Source organism: Pseudomonas sp. GW821-FHT10B02 (assembly GCF_059415665.1).
Map to the genome: position 1 here is coordinate 80,533 of NZ_JBWKNR010000006.1, position 17,922 is coordinate 98,454.

A 17,922-nucleotide genomic window follows, 5' to 3' on the forward strand; every position below is an offset into this window, starting at 1 on the left:
TACAGGTTTTGCTGTTCCAGGGTGCGCTCAGGTCCGGCGCCTGCGCCAAATTCGCGCGCGCAAGGCAGCCGGGCCTTTAAACCTTAACCCAATCCACGACAAACCCAAGGAAAAACTCCAGATATCAGCAGGGTCGGCCAGGGAGGTGGCGCTCGCCTGATCCAGGCTGGTGCAAAAAGGAGCCCCTGCGCGCTGTCTTGGTGCTTTCGAAAGGCCTGCCGATTCCATGGAAAACCTGCAAAGTGCGGTGGACACTCTGGTCCACGGCTCCAACACACTCTTCATTCTGCTGGGCGCCGTGATGGTGCTGGCCATGCACGCCGGGTTTGCCTTCCTGGAAGTGGGCACCGTGCGCCATAAGAACCAGGTCAACGCGCTGTCGAAGATTCTCAGTGACTTTGCGGTATCAACCCTGGCGTACTTCTTCGTTGGCTACTGGATTTCCTATGGCGTGAATTTCCTGCAGCCTGCGGCGGTGCTCAGTCATGAGCATGGTTACAGCCTGGTGAAATTCTTTTTCCTGCTGACCTTTGCTGCGGCGATTCCGGCAATCATTTCCGGCGGTATCGCCGAGCGGGCGCGCTTTGCTCCGCAGATGTGCGCTACGGCGCTGATTGTCGCTTTGGTCTATCCCTTCTTCGAAGGCATCGTCTGGAACGGCAATCTGGGCTTGCAGGCCTGGTTGCAGGCCCAGTTTGGCGCCAGCTTCCATGACTTTGCCGGCTCTGTGGTGGTGCATGCCATGGGCGGTTGGCTGGCCTTGACGGCAGTGCTGTTGCTCGGCCCGCGCAACGGGCGTTACCGCGATGGCAAGCTGGTGGCGTTCGCCCCTTCGAACATTCCCTTTCTGGCCCTGGGTTCGTGGATCCTGATTGTCGGCTGGTTCGGCTTCAACGTCATGAGTGCCCAGACCCTGCAAGGGGTCAGTGGCCTGGTCGCGGTCAACTCGTTGATGGCTATGGTCGGCGGCACGGTGGCGGCTTTGCTGGTCGGGCGTAATGACCCGGGTTTTCTGCACAACGGTCCGTTGGCTGGATTGGTGGCGGTGTGCGCTGGCTCTGACCTGATGCACCCGGTTGGGGCGTTGCTCACGGGGGCGATTGCCGGGGCGTTGTTTGTGTGGTGCTTCATTGCCGCGCAGAACACCTGGAAAATCGACGATGTGCTGGGCGTCTGGCCGCTGCACGGATTGTGCGGTGTGTGGGGTGGCATCGCCTGCGGGATTTTCGGTCAGACAGCGCTCGGTGGCCTGGGTGGCGTGAGCTTGATCAGCCAGTTGATCGGCAGCCTGGCCGGGGTGCTGGTGGCGTTGGTGGGCGGTTTTGCCGTGTATGGCGTGATCAAACTGTTGCTCGGTCTGCGCCTGAGCCAGGAGCAGGAGTATTACGGCGCCGACCTGTCGATCCACAAGATCGGCGCCACCAGCCAGGATTGATCAGCGCCCGGCGACCAGCCGCGCTTCGCAGGCTGCCAGGGCCGGTAGCGGGCCGCTGAGCAGCACGGCGTCGCCGGCATGCAGGCACGTGTCGGCGCTCATTGCCAGCTCTTCGCCATTGCGTTGTACCGCCTGCAGCTCGACACCGAACTGTTCCAGATCCAGTTCGGTCAGAGGACGCCCGCAGGCGTAGGCCTCGGCGCCAAGGTTGACCGCATGCATCATCGCTTTGGGCAGGCCTTCGCTGTCGACCGGGCTGGTCTGGGCACCTTGATAGAACGCCTGGAGCATGCGGTAGCGGGTCTGGCGCACTTCGTCGATGCGTGCTTGTACGTGCTCCATCGGCAGGCCAAGCATCACTAGCGCATGGGAGGCGAGCATCAGGCTCGATTCGAGCAGCTCAGGTACAACGGCGGTGGCACCTGCCGTACGCAGCTCTTCACGCTGGCTGTCATCACGGGTACGCACCAGGATCTGTATCTGGGCGTGACGTTCACGAGCCGCTTTGAGCACGCTCATGGCGATGTCGGTTTTATCCACGGCAATCACCAGCAGGCGTGCGCGCTCAAGGCCGATGGCGCTGAGCAGTTCGCCGCGTCGTGAGTCGCCGTAGTGCACGCTGCTTTCGCCGGCCGCAGCTTCCTGAACCCTTACCGGGTCGTCATCGAGGGCAATGAAGGGGATGTTTTCACGGCGCAGGAAGCGCCCGATTGATTGCCCGACCCGGCCATAGCCGCAGATCAGCACGTGACCGCTCATTGAGGCACTTTGCGCCTCGATGGCCTCCAGTTGGACTTCCTCGTTGGGTTTGCGGTGCAGGTGGGCGGCGATGGTGGGGGCGGCGCGCAGTAGCAGCGGAGTGACCAGCATTGAGCAGAAGGTAGCGGCCAGCAACAGATTGCCCATAGCTTCGGGCAGTAGATCGGTTTGCTGCATCTGTGCCATCAGGGCGAAACAGAATTCACCGCCTTGGGCCAAGGCCAGGCCGCTGCGCCACGCAGTTTCGGCATCGCTGCCACGCACCCGGACCAGTGCTGCGACCACGCAGCCTTTGACCAGCAACAGGCCCAGGGTCAGGGCGAGGATGTCCAGGCCATGGGTGGCGAACAGTTGCAGGTCGATCAGCATGCCGATACTGACGAAAAACAACCCCAGAAGAATGTCGCGGAAAGGGCGGATATCCGCTTCGATCTGGTGGCGATAGTTGCTCTCACCCAACAACATGCCGGCCAGGAATGCGCCCAGTGCCGGCGACAAACCGAGCAAGTGAGTCAACCAGGCGGTCAGCAGGACGATGACCAGTGCCAGCAACACGAACAGTTCCGCTGAATGCGAGCTGGCCACTTCGTGAAACAGGCGCGGCAGCAGCCAGCGGCTGGCTAGCAACAGACCGACGAAGAGGATCACGGTTTTGCCCAGGGTCAGCGGCAGGGCCCAGTACCAGGCCTGGCCACCGTCACCGGCAAACACCGGAACCAGGGTCAGCAGCAAGACCGCTATCACATCCTGGAACAGCAATACGCCGATAGCGTTCTGGCCATGGCTGCTGAAAATCTCACCGAGACTGGTCAGCTCTTTACTGACGATAGCGGTGGATGACAACGCCAGACCTGCACCCAACAATAACGCCGTGTTTGCGGACATGCCCATCAGGGCCAGCAGCCCGGCCAGCAGTATCGACGAGCAGATTACCTGCAGGCTACCCAGGCCAAACACCACTTTGCGCAGGGCGAGCATTTTCGACAGGGAAAACTCCAGGCCCAGCGAGAACAGCAGGAATACCACGCCCATTTCGGCTAGGTCGGGCAGTTCTTCGCTTTCATTGACCCAGTTCAGCGCCGTGGGGCCGACAAACAGGCCAACACACAAGTAGCCCAGGACAGGCGGCAGCTTCAGGCGCCTGAAGAAGGCAATGACGACTAGCGATGAGGCCAGGATGATCAACAGATTGGCGAACACAACACACTCCATGTAAGAAAGCAGCAAAAAACCACTCAGCATGAACCATAGCTGCTGGTCGGACGCTGATCAGGATCAGTCGTCCATCACTGAACTGGCGCCGGAGCCTCGCGCTCGACGGCCCCCGACTGCAGACCTAGAATAATGATCCCTTCCTTCTTTTGCCGGTACCCGTAAATGCTTCCTGAATGCCAATTGTTCGGCACCCTGGGTTGCCACCTGTGTGAAGTGGCCGAAGCCTTGTTGATGCCTTTTGTCGAGCATGGCCTGCTGGTTGAGCTGGTGGATATTGCCGATGACGAGTCACAGCTGGCCCGTTATGCATTATTGATCCCGGTGCTGCGTCGATGCGATACAGGCGCCGAGCTGAACTGGCCGTTCGATGCCGAGCAAGTGGTGGCCTTCCTGCGTTGAAACAAGCGCTTCGGCGGAGAGATTTCCTGTCGTGCACGGCAGGGCGGAGGTGTGGACAATCCTTGGGTGTTTTTACTCATACCAAGGAGCGGACCATGTACCTGAGCGAACACTTCACGCTGGCCGAAATGACGGTGTCGGAGACCGCCGCACGTCAGGGTATCGACAACACACCGGATGCCAGGACTCTCGTCAACCTGCGCAAGCTGTGCGCTTTTCTGGAGCAGATACGCCAGTTGGTCGATAAACCGGTGTTGGTCAGCAGCGGTTATCGCTGCCTGCAATTGAACGAGGTCATTGGCGGTTCGCTTCAGAGCGCTCATACCGACGGTCTGGCGGCAGACATCAATGTACCCGGGCTGACACCTCGAGAGCTGGCACGCGTTGTGGCAGACAGCCCGTTGATGTTCGATCAACTGATTCTCGAATTCGACCAGTGGGTGCACGTGGGGCTCGCCCTGGCGCCTGAACGCCGGCAATTGCTGACCATTCGCAAGGGTACTGGCTACCTGCCCGGGTTGGTCTGAACGCTGTCTGATTGACGCGTCCGACAACTCTGAATATGCTGTATATAAATACAGTATTGAGGTGGCGTTTGCCTCGAGGATCCAAACCATGGTCAATGTCGAACAACTGAAATACACCGTCAATCGTATGTCCACCGCCATGGTGAGCGAGGCGGTGCTCGAGTTGCGCCTTGATGGCCTGGTGCTGGAAGGCAAGACGCCTTTCAACAAACTGCACTTCAACACCTGTTTCGCCGAAATCGAAGCATTGTTCCAGCGTGCCGGCTATCACCGTCCGCTGGATGTGGTCGGTTACCAGGGCTTGTTGTATGCCCTCTATGACCCTGGTCGCTGGGAGGCGGTTGACGTCTTGCGCTGGCTCAAGGAGTTCATCGAGGCTTCCGCAACCCGGACTGGCTGAGGCGCCAGGCTTGCGGGATAATGCGCGGTCTACCAGTCACGAGCGTTCCCATGGCCACTGCCCCTTTCGACCCGGCCCAGCATCAAGCCAGTACGGTCTGCCTGCCACCTGGTAACTGGGCCACCGTGCTCGATTGCCTGAGTGAGCATTTCAAGGCGATCGGGCGTGAGCAGTGGCTTGACCGGATCGTCCGCGGCCGGGTACTGGATGCCCAGGGTGAGCCGATCAGTGTGGCGCTGGCTTACAAGCAGGGGCTGCGCATCCACTATTTTCGCGAAGTACCCAACGAGAAACCGATCCCGTTCGAAGAGCAGATCCTGCACGTCGACGAGCATCTGGTGGTGGCCGACAAACCGCATTTCCTGCCGGTCACCCCGACGGGCGAATATGTCGAACATACCTTGTTGCGGCGGCTGATTCGCCGCCTGGACAATCCGCACCTGGTGCCTTTGCATCGTATTGATCGGCATACCGCCGGGCTGGTGATGTTTTCCGCCAATCCCCAGAGCCGATCAGCCTATCAATCGTTGTTTCCCAACCGTCAGATCGATAAGCGCTACCAGGCGATTGCCCAGGCCTTGCCACAGCTTGAGTTTCCATTGACGCACAAGAGCCGTATGGTCAGTGGCGAGCCGTTCTTTCGTATGCAGGAGGTCGAAGGGCAGAGCAATAGCGAAACCCTGGCCGAGGTGCTGGAGAAGCACGGCGAATTCTGGCGTTATGGCCTGTCGCCGATCACTGGCAAGACGCACCAGTTGCGTGTGCACATGACAGCGCTGGGCGCGAGTATCTGCAACGATCCTTTTTATCCACAGGTGTTGCAGGAGCAGGATGACTACGGCAAACCGCTGAAGTTATTGGCGCAGAGCTTGCGCTTCAAGGATCCACTGAGCGGTGAAGAGCGGTTTTTCGAAAGCCGGCTGACGCTCGACTGGTAACGTGTGGGAGCGGGCTTGCCCCGCGATGCGATGTGACTGACAAATCGCAATCGCGGGGCAAGCCCGCTCCCACCGTTACCCCATTGTTCAGCGGTTGAAACGCTCGACCAACGAGTACTGAGTGGTCGCGGTGCGCGTCAGTTCTTCGCTGAGCAAGGCCGAATGCTGGGCTTGCTCGGACGTCTGGTCAGCCAGCTCGGCGATAGTGCTGATGTTGCGGCTGATCTCATCGGCCACAGCAGTCTGCTCTTCGGTGGCCGCGGCGATCTGGGTGGCCATGTCGGTGATGTTGGCCACCGCTTCGCTGATACCGACCAGTGCCTGGTCCGCTTCCATCACCCGCGCTACACCTTCTTCGGCCTGGCGATGACCCGCTTCCATGGTCTGCACGGCATTGCTGGCGGTTTGCTGCAGCTTGGCAATCAGGCCGTGAATCTGTCCGGTCGATTCGCTGGTGCGCTGGGCCAGTTGGCGAACTTCATCGGCCACCACGGCAAAGCCGCGACCCATCTCGCCAGCTCGCGCGGCTTCAATCGCGGCGTTGAGCGCCAGCAGGTTGGTCTGGTCGGCAATGCCTTTGATCACATCGACCACGCCGCCGATTTCATCGCTGTCGCGCGCCAACTGGGTGACGGTCAGGCCGGTTTCACCAACCGCCGCCGACAGACGCTGGATGGCTTCGCGGGTTTCACCGGCGATGTCACGGCCACGACCGGTCAGGCGATTGGCTTCCTGGGTGGCGTCGGCGGTGCGCTGCACGTGGTTGGCCACTTCCTGGGTGGTGGCAGCCATCTGGTTGACTGCGGCGGCGACCTGTTCGGTCTCGACCCGTTGACGCTCCAGGCCCGAAGAGCTGTTGTGGGCCAGGGTATCGGACTGACGGGCCTGTTCGTTGAGGTGTTCTGCCGTGTCCTGCAGACGGGTCAGGCAGGTCTTCATCCGTGCATCCTGACTGAGCATGGCCATTTCCAGGCGTGCCTGGACGCCGCGGCTGTCAGTGTACATTTGCGCGATCAACGGATCGGAGGTGGACTGCTCGGCCAGGCGCAGCAGGCGCTTGAGGCCTCGTTGCTGCCAGCTCAGGCCCAGCAGGCCAAGTGGCACCGACAGCGCAGCGGCCAAGGCGAAGCCCCAGGAGTGGCCCAGCCAGTTACCGATCAGGAAACCGACCTGGCTGACCAGGATGAACGGCAACCAGTCCTGCACCACGGGCAGCCACTTGTCGCGACGCGGGATCGCCGGACGGCCCTGGTTGATGCGCTGGTACAACGCCTCGGCCCGGCGGACCTGTTCGGCAGTCGGCTTGACCCGCACCGATTCAAAGCCAACCACCTGGTTGTTCTCGAACACCGGGGTGACGTAGGCGTTGACCCAGTAGTGGTCACCGCTCTTGCAACGGTTCTTGACGATGCCCATCCATGGCAAGCCTTGCTTGAGCGTGGCCCACATGTGCGCGAACACCGCAGGCGGGACATCGGGATGGCGCACCAGGTTGTGCGGCGCGCGCATCAGCTCTTCGCGGGAAAAACCACTGATCTCGACGAAGGCATCGTTGCAATAGGTGATGACACCCTTGGTATCGGTGGTCGAGATCAAACGTTGTTGAGCTGGGAAAGTCCGTTCGCGCTGGGTTATTGGCTGGTTATTACGCATTAGCTGTTCAATCCGCAAGGCTTTCGAGGGTTATCGGCAGCGTGGGGGTTTTGTTGAATGATATTTTGCAAAAGTCAGCAAGTGACCGCGTGTTCACGAAGGTATCAGCATCGGATAGGTAAAACCGGCGAAATGTGCCAGGTTAAGGCCGAAATGGCAGAGTACTGCGGCGATCAAGCCGCCGTAGCGGTAAGCCAGACCATAGCCGATGCCGGCCAGGGAGGCGAGCACTACCCACTGCCAGCCAGCGCCCAGGTGCGCTAGGCCGAACAGGCCGCTGGCGAGGAGCAGGGCCAGGTGCTGATTCTTGAGTAAACGTTGGAGTCCGCCCTGGATGTAACCACGAAACAGCAGTTCTTCGGTCAGGCTGACCAGTAGCAGGTTGTTCAGCACCCAGAGCCAGGCTTGTTCGGGCCATTTCGGCGCCCAGGCAATCATACCCAGCAACCAGGCACCGCCCAGGCACGCGGCAATCACCGCTGGCAACGTCGTGACCAGGCTCGGCAGCAGGCGTTTGCCACCCATCGTCAGTACCCAGGGACAGGCCAGCAGCAGCCATAAGCCGATCAACGGTTTGTCCAGGTTCAGGTACATGGAAAAGGGTACGGCGCCATCGCTGAACACCACCTTGTCAATGACCTTGGCCCCGTGGAAACCGGGCAGCCAGTGCAATGCCAACCCTAAAGCCAGTAGTACGAACAGGGCATGACCAGACAATTGCTGCCAGCGGGGCGAGCGGTTGACCAGCAAGCCGGCGCACAGCAGGGCAATCAGGCTGGGCAGTGCGAGCAGGCCCAGGCTGCCATTGACGAGGGAAAAGACGTAAGCAAAGCCCAGCAGGGCCAGTCCGATCCATTGGGAGACAGGCATGCAGATTCCATTATTCGGTGAAAACGTGAGGTCTACGACTCCTCTGGCGTAACCCAGGACACGCATGCCTGCAGTATCACCGCCTGCAACAGGCTCTCACTGCGAGCGACAAAAGTCGGCAAAGGCCCGGCCACAAGGGGCCGGGCCCGTGCTTCACGCTGCGATCAATTGCCGCAGTACATAGTGCAGGATGCCGCCCGATTTGAAGTATTCCACTTCGTTCAGGGTATCGATCCGGCACAGCACCTCGATCTGCTCCTGACGGCCATCCTGGCGGGTGATGTGCAGGCTCAGGTTCATGTGCGGGTGGATCCGCGCGTTGCTCAAGCCGAGGATATCGATTCGTTCGCTGCCATCCAGACCCAGGCTCTTGCGGGTCTGTCCGGCAGTGAACTGCAGCGGCAATACACCCATGCCCACCAGATTGGAGCGGTGAATACGCTCGAAACTTTCTGCCAGCACCGCCTTGATTCCCAACAGGTTGGTGCCTTTGGCCGCCCAGTCGCGGCTGGAGCCGGTGCCGTATTCCTGGCCGGCAATCACCACCAGTGGCGTACCGTCAGCCTGGTAGCGCATGGCCGCATCGTAGATCGCCATTTTCTCGCCGGTCGGCACATACAGGGTGTTGCCACCTTCTTCGCCGCCAAGCATTTCGTTGCGGATACGAATGTTGGCGAAGGTGCCGCGCATCATTACTTCATGGTTGCCGCGGCGCGAGCCGTAGGAGTTGAAGTCGCGCGGTTCCACGCCTTTATCGCGCAGGTAGCGCCCGGCCGGGCTGTCGGCCTTGATGTTGCCGGCCGGGGAGATGTGGTCGGTGGTCACCGAGTCGCCCAGCAAAGCCAGTACCCGCGCACCGCGAATGTCCTCGATCGCCGGCAAGGGACCGGTGATGTCATCGAAGAACGGCGGGTGCTGGATGTAGGTGGAATCGTCCTGCCAGACATAGGTGGCCGCCTGTGGTACTGCAATCGCTTGCCATTGAGCGTCGCCAGCGAAGACTTCGGCGTATTCCTTGTGGAACATCGCCGTATCGACACTGGCGACCGCCGCGGCGATCTCCTGCTGGCTTGGCCAGATGTCACGCAGGTACACCGGCTGGCCATCCTTGCCGGTGCCCAGGGGTTCGCTGCTCAGGTCCAGGCGTACGCTCCCGGCCAGGGCATAGGCCACCACCAGCGGTGGAGAGGCCAGCCAGTTGGTTTTCACCAGCGGGTGTACGCGGCCTTCGAAGTTGCGGTTGCCCGACAGCACCGAGGCGACGGTGAGGTCGGCGCCGGTGATGGCTTTCTCGATGGCTTCGTCCAGTGGCCCGGAGTTGCCGATACAGGTGGTGCAGCCATAGCCGACCAGGTCGAAGCCCAGTTCATCCAGATAGGGCGTCAGGCCCGCCGCCTTGTAGTAGTCGGTCACTACCTTGGAGCCGGGGGCCAGTGAACTCTTGACCCAGGGTTTGCGTTTCAGGCCTTTCTCGACGGCTTTTTTCGCTACCAGGCCGGCGGCCATCATCACACTGGGGTTGGAGGTGTTGGTACAGGAGGTGATCGCGGCGATTACCACCGCGCCGTCGCGCAACACATGCTGCTGGCCTTCGTGTTCATAGCTGACCTCGCCAGCCTGGTCGGCGTTGCCCACGGCGACACCGCCGCCACCTTCACTTTCCAGACGGCCGACGTCTTTGGTGGAGGCGCGCAGCTGCAAGCCGAGAAAACTGTCGAAGGCCTGGCTGACCTGCGACAGGGCGACCCGGTCCTGAGGGCGTTTGGGCCCAGCCAGGCTGGCTTCGACTTCGTGCATGTCCAGGGCCAGGGTGTCGGTGAACACCGGTTCCTGGCCAGGCAAACGCCATAGGCCCTGTTCCTTGCAGTAGGCTTCGACCAGTTTGACCGTGTCTTCGGGGCGGCCAGACAGGCGCAGGTAGTCCAGGGTCACCTGATCGACCGGGAAAAAGCCGCAGGTGGCGCCGTATTCCGGGGCCATGTTGGCGATGGTGGCGCGGTCCGCCAATGGCAGGTCAGCCAGGCCGTCACCGTAGAATTCGACGAACTTGCCGACTACGCCTTTCTTGCGCAGCATCTGCGTGACGGTCAACACCAGGTCGGTGGCGGTGATGCCTTCGCGCAGCTTGCCGGTCAGCTTGAAGCCGATGACTTCCGGAATCAGCATCGATACCGGCTGACCGAGCATGGCCGCCTCGGCTTCGATACCACCGACGCCCCAGCCGAGTACGCCCAGGCCGTTGATCATGGTGGTGTGCGAGTCGGTGCCGACCAGGGTGTCGGGGAAGGCATAGGTGCGGCCGTCTTCTTCGCGAGTCCAGACGGTGCGGCCCAGGTATTCCAGGTTGACCTGGTGGCAGATGCCGGTGCCCGGCGGCACCACGCTGAAGTTATCGAAGGCATTCTGGCCCCAGCGCAGGAAGGCGTAGCGTTCGCCGTTGCGCTGCATTTCGATGTCGACGTTCTCGGCGAAGGCCTGTTGGCTGGCGTAGCGGTCGACCATCACCGAGTGGTCGATGACCAGGTCCACCGGCGACAGCGGATTGATCCGCTGCGGGTCACCACCGGCCTTGGCCATGGCGGCGCGCATGGCTGCCAGGTCGACCACGGCGGGAACCCCGGTGAAATCCTGCATCAGCACCCGCGCCGGGCGGTACTGGATCTCGCGGTCGGAGCGGCGCTCCTTGAGCCAGTCGGCCAGGGCGCCGAGGTCGGCGCGGGTGACGGTCTTGTCGTCTTCCCAGCGCAGCAGGTTTTCCAGCAGCACTTTCAGCGACATGGGCAGGCGCTGCAGGTCGCCGAGGCTCTTGGCGGCTTCGGTCAGGCTGAAGTAGTGATAGGGACGGTTGGCGACCGTCAGGGTCTTGAGGGCTTTCAGGCTATCGAGCGAGGGCATTACCAACTCCTTCTGCGTAGGTGTCCGGCGATCTTCCTTGCTGTCGCCGATTCACCGCCTCTATGACGGTCCGCACGGCACGGACCTGGCTGAGCGGTCAGGTTAGACCTGTTTGGCGCACCTGACCAAGTACTGGACCGGCGGGGCATGTCGCCGGTTCCGATCTTGCTTTATCATTCGCGCATTTGCCGGGGCAGTGCATTGCCCCCGGTCAGGGTTGGGGCCAATGGCCGCCAGCCGTCCTGGAGTGAAGATGAATACCCTGTTTATGCATTGCCGGCCCGGCTTCGAAAGTGAAGTCTGTGCCGAAATCGCCGAGCATGCCGCCCGGCTGGACGTCGCCGGCTACGCCAAGGCCAAACCGCAGAGCGCCTGTGCCGAATTCATCTGCAACGATGGCGAAGGCGCCGAGCGCCTGATGCGCGAACTGCGCTTTGCGCAACTGATTTTCCCCCGCCAGTGGGCGCGCGGTAGTTTCATCGAACTGCCAGAAACCGACCGTATCAGTGTGCTGCTCGATTCCCTGGGTGATTATCCGGTGTTCGGCAGTGTGTGGCTGGAGGTGATGGACACCAATGACGGCAAAGAGCTGTCGACCTTCTGCCGCAAGTTCGAGGTGCCGTTGCGCAAAGCCTTGAGCAAGGCCGGGCGCCTGGTTGAGGACCCGAACAAGCCGCGTCTGCTGCTGACTTTTGTCAGTGGTCGGCGGGTATTTGTCGGCGTTGCCGCTGCGGACAATTCGGCGATGTGGCCGATGGGTATTCCGCGCCTGAAGTTTCCGCGTGAAGCGCCGAGCCGCTCGACCCTCAAGCTGGAGGAAGCCTGGCATCACTTCATCCCCCGTGAGCAGTGGGATGCGCGGCTGTCCGATGACATGACCGGCGTTGACCTCGGTGCGGCGCCGGGTGGCTGGACGTACCAGCTGGTCAAGCGTGGCATGCTGGTGACCGCCATCGATAACGGCCCAATGGCCGAAAGCCTGATGGACACCGGCCTGGTCCAGCACCTGATGGCTGACGGCTTTACCTACAAACCCAGGCAGACGGTGGACTGGATGGTCTGCGATATCGTCGAGAAGCCGGCGCGCAGCGCAGCGTTGCTGGAGACCTGGCTGGGCGAAGGCTTGTGCCGGGAGGCGGTGGTCAACCTCAAGTTGCCGATGAAGCAGCGCTATGCCGAAGTGCGCCGCTTGCTGGAGCGGATCGAAGAGGGCTTCAAGGCGCGCAAGGTCAAGGTCTCGATTGGCTGCAAGCAGCTGTATCACGACCGCGAAGAGGTGACTTGCCACCTGCGCCGCCTTGATCTGAAACCGCGCTGAGTCGATCGCTGGCAAGGCCAGCTCCCACAGAAATGGCATGCACTGTAGCTAATGTGGGAGCCGGCCTGGCCGGCGATGTGGCCCTCAGGGATGACCCCGCCGTCTGCTTGAGCGACAATAGCTGATTGTTTCCGGAGTTCTACATGACTGATTTCACCCCAGACGCCATCCTCGACGCCACCGGCCTCAACTGCCCGGAGCCGGTGATGATGTTGCACCAGCACGTGCGCGACCTGGCTGCCGGTGGCCTGCTCAAGGTGATCGCCACCGATCCGTCGACCCGTCGCGATATCCCCAAGTTCTGCGTGTTCCTCGGCCATGAACTGGTCCAGCAACAGGAAGATGCCGGCACCTACCTGTACTGGATCCGCAAGAAGCTCGACTAGGCGCGCTGCGCCCGGCGAATGTGCTTGCCACTGCTGCGCGCCAGGCGAATCGACAGCATCAAGGCCGCGCAGGTCAAGCCGGCGATCAGGCCTTCCCACAAGCCGTTGGGGCCACTGGCAGGGCCGAAGTAGTCGGTCAGGCCGAGTACGTAACCCACTGGCAGACCGATGCCCCAGTAGGCGAACAGGGTCAGGATCATGGTTACCCGGGTGTCCTGGTAGCCACGCAGGGCGCCCGCCGCGATCACCTGGATGGCGTCGGAGAACTGATAGAGTGCGGCATACACGATCAGCATCGCGGCAATCTGGATAACTGCCGTGTCCGGGGTGTAGATCGAGGCGATCGGCTCGCGCATCAGCAGGATCAGGCTCGCCGAGAAACAGGCGAACACCAGGGCCGCGGCCAGTCCCACCAGCGCGGCAAAACGCGCCTGGCGCGGCTCGCCGGCACCGATTGCCTGGCCCACACGCACCGTCACCGCCATCCCCAGTGAATACGGAATCATGAACAGCAGCGAACTGATGTTCAGGGCGATCTGGTGGCCGGCCACCACGGTCGGGCCGAGGCTACCGATCAGCAGGGCGATCACCGCGAAGATGCTCGACTCGGCGAACACCGCGATGCCGATTGGCAGGCCAACGCCCATCAGGCGCTTGATGACCGGCCATTGCGGGCGCTCAAAACGCACCAGCACCCGGCTGCTCTGGTAGGCCGGGGCCCAGCGGGTCCAGGCGGCCATGCTCAGGGCCATGAACCACATGACGATACCGCTGGCCCAGCCACAGCCAACGCCGCCCAGGGCGGGCAGGCCGAAGTGCCCGTAGATCAGGATGTAGTTCAGCGGGATGTTCAGCAGCAGGCCCAGGCAGCCAATGACCATGCTCGGGCGGGTGCGGCCCAGGCCGTCACTGTAGCAGCGCAGCACATAGTAGAGGGCAATGCCGGGGAAGCCGAAGGCAATACCTTGCAGGTAGCCCATGCTCGGCTCGACCAGTTGCGGGTCGACCTTCATCACCTGCAGGATCGGTTCGGCGCTGACCAGCAAGCCACTGGCGATCAGACTGACTGCGACTGCCAGCCACAAGGCCTGGCGCACCAATGGCCCGATTTCGCCGTGCTGACCGGCGCCAAAGCGTTGCGCCACCTTGGGGGTGGTGGCCAGCAGGATGCCGGTCATCAGCAGGAACACCGGAATCCAGATCGAGTTGCCCAAAGCCACCGCCGCCAGGTCGCGCGGGCTGACCCGGCCGGCCATGACCGCATCGACGAAGCCCATGGCGGTGGTAGCCAGCTGGGCAATGATGATCGGTGTGGCCAGCAGCAACAGGCTGCGCAGTTCGGCGCGTACGCGCGCGGGGCGGGACAGGGGAGGGGAAAGGGTGTTGCAGGTCTGAGGTGTCACAAGACAGGTGTCCAGAAGGGTGCACAAAGCCGACTAGTCTACGCTTTGACGCATTGGTCAGGAAATCTATCCGGCGCTTTTGTCTGCGGCTGGATTAGCGCCCCTGCATGGGCCTACACTGCGCACCCCCGATAGGAGAGCGCCATGCTGATAGTTGCCGACGAGAATATTCCGCTGCTCGATGCCTTCTTTGCAGGCTTTGGCGAAATCCGCCGCTATCCAGGGCGCGCTATTGACGCCGCCTGCGTGAAGGACGCCGACGTCCTTCTGGTGCGCTCGGTGACCCGTGTCGACCAGGCGCTGCTTGAGGGCAGCAAGGTTCGTTTCGTCGGTACCTGCACCATTGGCACCGATCATCTGGCGCTGGATTACTTCGCCCAGGCTGGTATCCAGTGGTCCAGTGCACCGGGCTGCAATGCCCGTGGGGTGGTCGACTATGTGCTGGGCAGCTTGCTGACCCTGGCCGAACTCGATGGTGCCGACCTGCCTGGCCGTACCTATGGTGTGGTTGGCGCAGGTGAAGTGGGCGGGCGTCTGGTTGAGGTGTTGCGCGGGCTGGGCTGGAAGGTGCTGGTGTGTGATCCGCCGCGCCAGGCCCGGGAAGGCGGCGATTATGTCAGCCTGGAAACGGTTCTTGCCGAGTGCGATGTGATCAGTCTGCATACCCCGCTGACCCGCCAGGGCGAACACGCCACCTGGCACTTGCTCGACAGCGAGCAACTGGCGGCGCTGCGTCCGGGGACCTGGCTGATCAACGCCAGCCGGGGACCGGTGATCGACAACACTGCATTGCGGGAACTGCTGCTGGCGCGTGAAGACGTGCTGGCAGTGCTGGATGTCTGGGAGGGTGAGCCACAGGTCGACCTCGAGCTGGCCGACCTCTGCGTGCTGGCCACCCCGCATATCGCTGGCTACAGCCTGGATGGCAAACAGCGCGGCACTGCACAGATCTATCAGGCCTTTTGTACCTGGCGCGGTGAGCCTGCGTCGGTGCTGCTGGAGGATCTGTTGCCCCAGCCCTGGCTGGCCGAGATCGGCCTGCAGGCCGAAACCGACCCGGCCTGGGCCTTGGCTACCCTGTGCCGCGCGGTGTATGACCCGCGCCGGGATGACGCCGACTTCCGCCGCAGCCTCAGCGCTGATGCGCTTGAGCAGAAAGCCGCGTTTGATGCCTTGCGCAAGCACTATCCGCCACGTCGCGAGATTGAGGGGCTAATGGTGCGCCTGCACGGGGACGCACCAGACCTGGCACAGATGGTCCGGGCCCTGGGTGGCGTGTTGCTGTAAAACACAGGCAATAAAAACCCGGCGCTTGCGCCGGGTTGAAGAATTCGTCTGGTTCAGTCTTTCTTGGCGGGATCTTTGCGGCTTTGCTCCAGCTTTTGGCAGGCCTCCTGGACCATCGCTTCGGTGATGGTGATCTCTTTGCCATCCGGGCCGATGATCGAGCCGCCGACAGGTGTCTGCGGGTTCGGCGCGGTTTTGGGCTGGGTATTGCCTTGTTGCAAACTCATTTCCTGTCTCCTCATCAGGTTGCAAGCTCAGACTAGAATCGCCTAGTGACCGAGCTATGACAGCTCCTTCGGTTATCACTGTACGACCCTTCCAGTCGACCAGAAAGCCGAGTAAACCTCCAGTGCTGCGTTAGAACGAAACGGTCTAGGGATCAGCAGGGCTAACCTAAACAGCGGTTATTTCCCTGGCGTTCCTTGGCGCAGGACGAGCGGTCAGGTGTACGCTGGGTAAAATCGCTGATTTCTGGTCCCTACATGCTCAATCGCTTTTCCCCTCGCCAGCGTCAGGCAATGCGTCTGGGCTGGCGTTTCATTCGCCCGTATCGCAAACAGGTCCTGCTGGCCTTGCTCGCCCTGGTCGTTACTGCCGGCATCACCTTGTCCTTGGGCCAGGGTATCCGCCTGTTGGTCGATCAGGGCTTCATGACTCGTTCGCCGCAGTTGCTCAATCAGTCCATCGGTTTTTTCCTGATGCTGGTGCTGGCCTTGGCCATTGGCACTTTCAGCCGCTTTTACCTGGTGTCGTGGATCGGCGAACGCTGCGTGGCCGATATCCGTCAGCAGGTGTTCGACCATCTGATTTACCTTCACCCTGGCTTTTTCGAGAGCAATCGCAGTTCAGAGATCCAGTCGCGGCTTACCGCCGACACTACCTTGCTGCAATCGGTGATCGGTTCATCGTTGTCGATGTTCCTGCGCAATGCGCTGATGGTGCTCGGCGGTATCGTGCTGTTGTTCGTCACCAACCCCAAGCTCACCAGTATCGTGGTGCTGGCGTTACCGCTGGTGTTGGCGCCGATCCTGATTTTCGGGCGACGGGTACGCAGCCTGTCGCGCCAGAGCCAGGACCGGGTGGCCGACGTCGGCAGCTATGTGGCCGAGACCCTCGGGCAGATCAAGACAGTACAGGCCTACAACCACCAGCCCAGCGATCAGCAACGTTTCGGCCGCACGGTCGAGGCGGCCTTTGCGGTCGCGCGCAAGCGCATCCTGCAGCGCGCCTGGCTGATCACGCTGGTGATCGTGCTGGTGCTCGGGGCCGTGGGCGTGATGCTCTGGGTCGGTGGTATGGATGTGATTGCCGGGCGCATTTCCGCAGGCGAACTGGCAGCCTTCGTGTTCTATAGCCTGATCGTCGGTGGTGCCTTTGGCACCCTCAGTGAAGTGATTGGCGAACTGCAACGCGCCGCCGGGGCAGCGGAGCGGATTGCCGAACTGCTGGCCGCACGCAGCGAAATCAGCGCACCTGCACAGGGGCTGGAGCGCTCGGCACCGCGGGTCAGTGGGCGGCTTGAACTTCGCGATGTCTGCTTTGCCTACCCGTCGCGCCCCGAGCCTGCGGCAATCGATGGTTTGAGCCTGGTCGTCGAGCCCGGGGAAACGCTGGCGCTGGTCGGGCCTTCGGGGGCGGGTAAATCGACCTTGTTTGACCTGCTGTTGCGCTTCTATGACCCCCAACAAGGGCAAATACGCCTGGACGGCCAGGACCTGAAGCGACTCGACCCGCAAGACCTGCGCCGACACTTCGCCCTGGTCGCACAGAATCCGGCACTGTTCTTCGGCACCGTCGAGGAGAACATACGTTACGGCCGGGCCGATGCCAGTGCAGCGCAGGTTGAGGCCGCCGCGCGCAGTGCCCATGCCCATGATTTCATCCTGCAACTGCCCCAGGGCTATCAGACCCACCTGGGCGATGCCGGCCTGGGCTTGTCGGGCGGTCAGCGTCAACGCCTGGCCATTGCCAGGGCCTTGCTGGTGGATGCGCCGATCCTGCTGCTGGACGAGGCCACCAGTGCCCTCGATGCCCAGAGCGAGTACCTGATCCAGCAGGCGCTACCGACCTTGATGCGCGGGCGTACCACCCTGGTGATCGCTCACCGCCTGGCCACGGTGCAGCATGCCAACCGTATTGCGGTGATCGATCAGGGCCGCCTGGTCGCCATCGGCACGCACCGCCAACTGATCGCGCAAAGCCCGTTGTATGCGCGCCTGGCAGCCCTGCAGTTCAACGTCGTGACGGAAATGTGACAGCGTTCCGCGGGTTGTCACATTTCTGTAGCAATCGCCTGAGACTATCTGCTCCAGCTGTTGCGTAATGCTCGAATCAGGCTGCTATCGAACGATGGCAGCTTTTTTTTCGCCTGCGCCGGTTGCCAGTGAACGAGGACAAGGACGTCTTTGCCTGGTCGATGCAATCCAGCGTCGTTTCC

The 17,922-nt window shown here is 61.8% G+C and carries 15 protein-coding genes; 9 read left to right on the top strand and 6 right to left on the bottom strand.

Translation table 11 applies throughout. The features are described from left to right. The first annotated feature begins 226 nt into the window (after positions 1 to 226). Entirely contained in the window at positions 227 to 1,435 is a 1,209-nt protein-coding gene (locus AC07OF_RS11270; RefSeq protein WP_157191811.1) for an ammonium transporter, read from the top strand. On the opposite strand, the gene AC07OF_RS11275 is transcribed toward AC07OF_RS11270, so the two are convergent. Continuing rightward, positions 1,436 to 3,394, bottom strand: a complete 1,959-nt coding sequence (locus tag AC07OF_RS11275) for a monovalent cation:proton antiporter family protein (protein WP_476445605.1) — start codon at positions 3,392 to 3,394, stop codon at positions 1,436 to 1,438. It lies immediately after the preceding gene. A gap of 177 nt (positions 3,395 to 3,571) precedes the next feature. Here AC07OF_RS11275 and AC07OF_RS11280 point away from each other — a divergent pair, with 177 nt between their 5' ends. The 4 genes from AC07OF_RS11280 to AC07OF_RS11295 all read left to right on the top strand — a co-directional run bounded on the left by AC07OF_RS11280 (position 3,572) and on the right by AC07OF_RS11295 (position 5,673). After that, on the top strand, positions 3,572 to 3,808 hold the full coding sequence (locus AC07OF_RS11280) for a glutaredoxin family protein (protein ID WP_157191813.1): 237 nt from the start codon (positions 3,572 to 3,574) through the stop codon (positions 3,806 to 3,808). A gap of 95 nt (positions 3,809 to 3,903) precedes the next feature. Continuing rightward, entirely contained in the window at positions 3,904 to 4,335 is a 432-nt protein-coding gene (locus tag AC07OF_RS11285) for a D-Ala-D-Ala carboxypeptidase family metallohydrolase (protein WP_495072893.1), read from the top strand. A gap of 88 nt (positions 4,336 to 4,423) precedes the next feature. Then, positions 4,424 to 4,735 (top strand): transcriptional regulator, encoded by a 312-nt coding sequence (locus tag AC07OF_RS11290; protein ID WP_157191815.1) that lies wholly within the window; start codon positions 4,424 to 4,426, stop codon positions 4,733 to 4,735. Between the two features lie 50 nt (positions 4,736 to 4,785). After that, positions 4,786 to 5,673, top strand: coding sequence for a pseudouridine synthase (locus tag AC07OF_RS11295; protein WP_157191816.1), 888 nt, complete (start codon positions 4,786 to 4,788; stop codon positions 5,671 to 5,673). Positions 5,674 to 5,760: 87 nt separating this feature from the next. On the opposite strand, the gene AC07OF_RS11300 is transcribed toward AC07OF_RS11295, so the two are convergent. From AC07OF_RS11300 to acnA, 3 genes are all read right to left on the bottom strand, one after another. Continuing rightward, positions 5,761 to 7,326: a methyl-accepting chemotaxis protein gene (locus AC07OF_RS11300; RefSeq protein WP_495072894.1), complete on the bottom strand. Its 1,566-nt coding sequence runs from the start codon at positions 7,324 to 7,326 to the stop codon at positions 5,761 to 5,763. Between the two features lie 93 nt (positions 7,327 to 7,419). Beyond that, positions 7,420 to 8,196 (bottom strand): CPBP family intramembrane glutamic endopeptidase, encoded by a 777-nt coding sequence (locus AC07OF_RS11305; protein WP_476445603.1) that lies wholly within the window; start codon positions 8,194 to 8,196, stop codon positions 7,420 to 7,422. Between the two features lie 153 nt (positions 8,197 to 8,349). Continuing rightward, on the bottom strand, positions 8,350 to 11,091 hold the full coding sequence (acnA, locus tag AC07OF_RS11310; RefSeq protein WP_495072895.1) for an aconitate hydratase AcnA: 2,742 nt from the start codon (positions 11,089 to 11,091) through the stop codon (positions 8,350 to 8,352). Positions 11,092 to 11,344: 253 nt separating this feature from the next. On the opposite strand from acnA, the gene rlmM reads away from it, so the two are divergent. Continuing rightward, on the top strand, positions 11,345 to 12,409 hold the full coding sequence (gene rlmM, locus AC07OF_RS11315) for a 23S rRNA (cytidine(2498)-2'-O)-methyltransferase RlmM (protein WP_157191820.1): 1,065 nt from the start codon (positions 11,345 to 11,347) through the stop codon (positions 12,407 to 12,409). Positions 12,410 to 12,552: 143 nt separating this feature from the next. Further along, positions 12,553 to 12,795 carry a sulfurtransferase TusA gene (gene tusA, locus AC07OF_RS11320; protein WP_038608848.1) on the top strand — a complete coding sequence of 81 codons (243 nt, stop codon included), beginning with the start codon at positions 12,553 to 12,555 and terminating at the stop codon, positions 12,793 to 12,795. Here the strand turns inward: tusA and AC07OF_RS11325 are convergent. Next, positions 12,792 to 14,198: an MATE family efflux transporter gene (locus AC07OF_RS11325; protein WP_157191821.1), complete on the bottom strand. Its 1,407-nt coding sequence runs from the start codon at positions 14,196 to 14,198 to the stop codon at positions 12,792 to 12,794. The genes tusA and AC07OF_RS11325 overlap by 4 nt on opposite strands. A 144-nt stretch (positions 14,199 to 14,342) precedes the next feature. On the opposite strand from AC07OF_RS11325, the gene pdxB reads away from it, so the two are divergent. Continuing rightward, positions 14,343 to 15,485 carry a 4-phosphoerythronate dehydrogenase PdxB gene (pdxB, locus tag AC07OF_RS11330; RefSeq protein WP_495072896.1) on the top strand — a complete coding sequence of 381 codons (1,143 nt, stop codon included), beginning with the start codon at positions 14,343 to 14,345 and terminating at the stop codon, positions 15,483 to 15,485. Between the two features lie 53 nt (positions 15,486 to 15,538). On the opposite strand, the gene AC07OF_RS11335 is transcribed toward pdxB, so the two are convergent. Then, complete coding sequence (locus AC07OF_RS11335; protein ID WP_191831935.1) at positions 15,539 to 15,712, bottom strand: PA1571 family protein; 174 nt, start codon at positions 15,710 to 15,712, stop codon at positions 15,539 to 15,541. A gap of 255 nt (positions 15,713 to 15,967) precedes the next feature. Between AC07OF_RS11335 and AC07OF_RS11340 the strand changes: the two genes are divergently transcribed. Continuing rightward, positions 15,968 to 17,740 carry an ABC transporter transmembrane domain-containing protein gene (locus AC07OF_RS11340; RefSeq protein ID WP_495072897.1) on the top strand — a complete coding sequence of 591 codons (1,773 nt, stop codon included), beginning with the start codon at positions 15,968 to 15,970 and terminating at the stop codon, positions 17,738 to 17,740. Positions 17,741 to 17,922: the final 182 nt, after the last annotated feature.

Excerpts from the sequence above, each read along its gene's own strand:
- acnA (WP_495072895.1), bottom strand. The coding sequence starts at position 11,091 with ATGCCCTCGCTCGATAGCCTGAAAGCCCTCAAGACCCTGACGGTCGCC.
- rlmM (WP_157191820.1), top strand. The coding sequence starts at position 11,345 with ATGAATACCCTGTTTATGCATTGCCGGCCCGGCTTCGAAAGTGAAGTC.
- pdxB (WP_495072896.1), top strand. The coding sequence starts at position 14,343 with ATGCTGATAGTTGCCGACGAGAATATTCCGCTGCTCGATGCCTTCTTT.
- AC07OF_RS11340 (WP_495072897.1), top strand. The coding sequence starts at position 15,968 with ATGCTCAATCGCTTTTCCCCTCGCCAGCGTCAGGCAATGCGTCTGGGC.
- AC07OF_RS11280 (WP_157191813.1), top strand. The coding sequence starts at position 3,572 with ATGCTTCCTGAATGCCAATTGTTCGGCACCCTGGGTTGCCACCTGTGT.
- tusA (WP_038608848.1), top strand. The coding sequence starts at position 12,553 with ATGACTGATTTCACCCCAGACGCCATCCTCGACGCCACCGGCCTCAAC.
- AC07OF_RS11335 (WP_191831935.1), bottom strand. The coding sequence starts at position 15,712 with ATGAGTTTGCAACAAGGCAATACCCAGCCCAAAACCGCGCCGAACCCG.
- AC07OF_RS11300 (WP_495072894.1), bottom strand. The coding sequence starts at position 7,326 with ATGCGTAATAACCAGCCAATAACCCAGCGCGAACGGACTTTCCCAGCT.
- AC07OF_RS11305 (WP_476445603.1), bottom strand. The coding sequence starts at position 8,196 with ATGCCTGTCTCCCAATGGATCGGACTGGCCCTGCTGGGCTTTGCTTAC.
- AC07OF_RS11270 (WP_157191811.1), top strand. The coding sequence starts at position 227 with ATGGAAAACCTGCAAAGTGCGGTGGACACTCTGGTCCACGGCTCCAAC.
- AC07OF_RS11285 (WP_495072893.1), top strand. The coding sequence starts at position 3,904 with ATGTACCTGAGCGAACACTTCACGCTGGCCGAAATGACGGTGTCGGAG.
- AC07OF_RS11290 (WP_157191815.1), top strand. The coding sequence starts at position 4,424 with ATGGTCAATGTCGAACAACTGAAATACACCGTCAATCGTATGTCCACC.
- AC07OF_RS11295 (WP_157191816.1), top strand. The coding sequence starts at position 4,786 with ATGGCCACTGCCCCTTTCGACCCGGCCCAGCATCAAGCCAGTACGGTC.